Origin of the sequence: Parasphingorhabdus sp., from assembly GCF_049667325.1 — a bacterium.
Taxonomy (GTDB): Bacteria; Pseudomonadota; Alphaproteobacteria; order Sphingomonadales; family Sphingomonadaceae; genus Parasphingorhabdus.
Window position 1 is genome coordinate 1 of sequence record NZ_JBATHY010000071.1, and the last position, 3,384, is coordinate 3,384.

5 protein-coding genes are annotated in these 3,384 nt (G+C 57.4%); 4 read left to right on the plus strand and 1 reads right to left on the minus strand.

What is annotated here, in order from left to right; all coding sequences use genetic code 11:
• Both WBM93_RS03735 and WBM93_RS03740 read left to right on the plus strand, forming a co-directional pair.
• On the plus strand, positions 1-213 hold a 213-nt coding region (locus tag WBM93_RS03735; protein ID WP_424428325.1), incomplete at its 5' end, for a PUA domain-containing protein.
• A 5-nt stretch (positions 214-218) separates the two neighbouring features.
• Entirely contained in the window at positions 219-1,151 is a 933-nt protein-coding gene (locus WBM93_RS03740; protein ID WP_424428328.1) for an NAD-dependent epimerase/dehydratase family protein, read from the plus strand.
• Between the two features lie 6 nt (positions 1,152-1,157).
• Here WBM93_RS03740 and WBM93_RS03745 read toward each other — a convergent pair whose 3' ends face one another.
• Entirely contained in the window at positions 1,158-1,676 is a 519-nt protein-coding gene (locus WBM93_RS03745) for a Pycsar system effector family protein (RefSeq protein WP_424428331.1), read from the minus strand.
• A 153-nt stretch (positions 1,677-1,829) separates the two neighbouring features.
• Here WBM93_RS03745 and WBM93_RS03750 point away from each other — a divergent pair, with 153 nt between their 5' ends.
• Both WBM93_RS03750 and spt read left to right on the plus strand, forming a co-directional pair.
• The gene (locus WBM93_RS03750; protein ID WP_424428334.1) at positions 1,830-2,075 is read left to right on the plus strand and encodes an acyl carrier protein; all 246 of its coding nucleotides are present in this window, start codon (positions 1,830-1,832) and stop codon (positions 2,073-2,075) included.
• A gap of 91 nt (positions 2,076-2,166) precedes the next feature.
• Positions 2,167-3,366 carry a serine palmitoyltransferase gene (spt, locus tag WBM93_RS03755; RefSeq protein ID WP_424428337.1) on the plus strand — a complete coding sequence of 400 codons (1,200 nt, stop codon included), beginning with the start codon at positions 2,167-2,169 and terminating at the stop codon, positions 3,364-3,366.
• Positions 3,367-3,384 lie beyond the last annotated feature (18 nt).

Genomic DNA, 3,384 nt, shown 5'->3' on the forward strand with positions numbered 1-3,384 from the left:
GCGGGCATCATCACCATCGATGGCCAGTTTGAACGCAGCGATGTCGTCGAGATCAAGGATGAGAACGGCGTGACGATCGCGCGGGGACTGACCGAATATGACGCACTCGATTGCGCCAGGATCATCGGTCGCCGCAGTTCGGAACTGGAAGCCCTGCTCGGCTACGCCCCGCGCAGCGCGGTGGTCCATCGCAACCAGATGGTGCTGGTCTAGCCACGATGACGGGAACTGTTTACAAAACAATCGCAATCACCGGTGCAACCGGCTTTGTCGGCAGCCGGATGCTCGATCTGGTGGTTCGGGAGGGATATGATGTACGGGCGTTGACGCGGCGCAAACAGGACGATCGTCCCAACGTGACATGGGTGCGCGGTGCGCTGGACGACGCGGCAAGCCTCGTCGATCTGTGCGACAGCGCCGATGTAACCCTCCATATCGCCGGAGTCGTCAACGCACCGGACCGGGCAGGATTTGAGTCCGGCAATGTTGCAGGGACGCTCGCGGTGATCGAAGCCGCCAAACAGGCTGGGGCGAAGCGCTTCATCCATGTCTCGTCACTCGCGGCGACACAGCCGAAACTGTCGATCTATGGCGAGACCAAGGCGAAAGCCGAAAAGATTGTCGCGACCAGCGGGCTCGACTGGACAATCGTCCGTCCGCCCGCTGTCTATGGCCCTGGCGACGGCGAGATGCTGGAATTGTTCAAGATGGCGAAACTGGGATTTGTCACCCTGCCGCCCGACGCCAACGGCCGTCTGTCGGTCATCCACGTTGAGGACCTGTGCCGGGCGCTGCTGGCGTTACTGCCAGAACAGGAAGAATTGACCGCCCGGATATTCGAGCTGGACGACGGCAAGCCACGCGGCTGGACCCAGTCCAGTTTTGCCAAGGCGATCGGCTGGGCGATGGGCAAACGTATCACCACCGTCGGGTTGCCCAAATTTCTGTTACGTCTTGGTGCCCGGGCAGACCGGCTGGTGCGCCGGGACAAAGCCAAGCTCACCGACGACCGGATCAACTATTTTTGCCATGATGACTGGACAGTCGATCCGCAAAAATGCCTGCCAAGACAGCTCTGGCAACCGAAGATCGACACCCGTGAAGGGCTAAAGGATACCGCAAAATGGTACCGCCAGAACGACTGGTTGTAGCGGGTCTTACGCGATCGCTCCCGCGAATTGTTCGTAAATATAAGTGACGAAGGTCATCGTCAACCCGACCAGGAAGACCCGGTAGGCCCAACCCAGATATCGAAATTTCTTGCGGCCCAGCACAATCCCCATCTGATAAATGTCTCGCAGCATGGCGCGATAGACCATTTCCTGATTACGAAATTCCTCACTCAACAGGCGCTCGATAAATTCCTCTTCCGACAAGCTGCTGAACCCACCAAAAAACAGCAAATTTGCCGGACCATCTTTGCGCGGGGTAAAAGCCGGCATCACCGCGATCGCGGCGAGGCCAGCGGAAGCAAACGCTGCAATCGCCAGAATCATCAAGGGTATCGAAATATCGCCGGTCCGGCTCTGGCCGATGGCTAATGTAAAGACGATGAACGTGGCGCCGATCAGCATATTGGCTTTGTGGTCGGCCATCAGGCTGAGCTGGACATGATGCTGCTGGGTCGTCCTTAGCGCGTAGACCGCATCATCCGGCCATTTTCTCTCTTCTACCATATCTAATCCCCCAAGCTCGCCAGAAAGTGACACAATCGACGCATTTGGGCAAGCTGATGCCGCTTTTGCGCCTTATTCGCTTGCCAATGGGGCGCTTCCATTGGCAAAGGTCAGGCAGGGCATTTTCGGCCAGTGACATGAGGAAAGCATATTATGGCAAATCGCGAAGACATCATGACCAAGGTCAGCGAACTGATCGGGCCGTTCAACAACAAGGGTGTCGATCTGTCGGCGGACACGACCTTCCAGGGCGATCTGGAATGGGACAGCCTGACCGTCATGGACTTTGTCGCCGCAGTGGAAGATGAATTCGATATCATCATCACCATGAACATGCAGGCCGACATCGAATCCGTCGGCCAGCTTAGCGATGCCGTCGCAAAGTTGATGGAAAACTAGAGCCCGACACCCGTTCGCCCTGAGCTTGTCAAAGGGTCGCACGAGCGGGTGGTTCGTCCTTCGACAGGCTCAGGACTAACGGAAGTAAAGAATGACCGATCTACTCAGTAAATTCGACCCGCTGATCCAGGAGCGCGAGACGCTGCTGGCTACCGGCGTCAAAGACCCGTTTTCGCTGGTGATGGAAGAAGTGCTCTCGCCTACCGTCGCGATTTGCGAAGGCAGGGAAACCATCCTGCTCGGCACCTATAATTATATGGGCATGACCTTTGACGACGATGTTCGCCAGGCCGGTATGAAGGCGTTGGAAGAATTTGGATCGGGCACCACCGGCAGCCGCGTGCTCAACGGGACCTACAGCCTCCACCGCGATTGCGAGGATGCGCTGAAAGAATTTTACGATATGGACCATGCGATGGTCTTTTCCACTGGCTATCAGGCCAATCTCGGGATCATCTCGACGCTTGCAGGCAAAGGCGATTATGTGATTCTTGACATCGACAGCCATGCCTCGATCTACGACGGCTGCGCGATGGGCAATGCCGAGATTGTCGCCTTTCGCCACAATGATGTCGAAGCACTGGAAAAGCGGCTCAAACGCCTGCCCCCGGAAGCAGGAAAACTGGTTGTGCTCGAAGGCGTCTATTCGATGCTCGGCGATGTCGCCCCGCTCAAGGAAATGGTTCGCGTCTGCAAGGAAAACGGCGCGATGGTATTGGTCGACGAAGCGCATAGCATGGGCTTTATCGGCGAAAACGGCCGCGGCGTCTGCGAAGCGCAGGGCGTGATCGACGATGTCGATTTCATCATCGGCACATTCAGCAAGAGCGTCGGGACGGTGGGTGGCTTCTGTGTCTCCAACCATCCGAAATTTGAAATATTGCGGCTGGTTTGCCGCCCCTATGTGTTCACCGCCTCGCTTCCGCCGAGCGTGATGGCAACGGCGGGCACATCGATCCGCAAGCTGATGCACAGCGGCAACAAGCGCGCCCATCTCTGGGAGAATAGCAAGAAACTGCACAAGGGCCTGCGCGATCTCGGCTTCACTCTCGGGACGCCAGAAGCGCAAAGCGCGATCATCGCGGTGATCATGCCCGATCTCGAAAAAGGTGCGATGATGTGGCAAGCACTGCTCGCGGAAGGCCTGTATGTAAACCTCGCCCGACCACCGGCAACACCAGCCAATATGACTCTGCTGCGCTGTTCGCTTTGTGCGGAGCATACAAGCGAGCAGGTCGACCAGATTTTGGGGATGTTTGAAGCGGCGGGCAAGGCGGTCGGGGCTATCTAGCGGGCATGACCAAGCCCA

What these genes read in the sequence shown, in the direction of transcription:
- WBM93_RS03740 (WP_424428328.1), top strand. Translation starts at nt 219, where the DNA reads ATGACGGGAACTGTTTACAAAACAATCGCAATCACCGGTGCAACCGGC.
- WBM93_RS03745 (WP_424428331.1), bottom strand. Translation starts at nt 1,676, where the DNA reads ATGGTAGAAGAGAGAAAATGGCCGGATGATGCGGTCTACGCGCTAAGG.
- WBM93_RS03750 (WP_424428334.1), top strand. Translation starts at nt 1,830, where the DNA reads ATGGCAAATCGCGAAGACATCATGACCAAGGTCAGCGAACTGATCGGG.
- spt (WP_424428337.1), top strand. Translation starts at nt 2,167, where the DNA reads ATGACCGATCTACTCAGTAAATTCGACCCGCTGATCCAGGAGCGCGAG.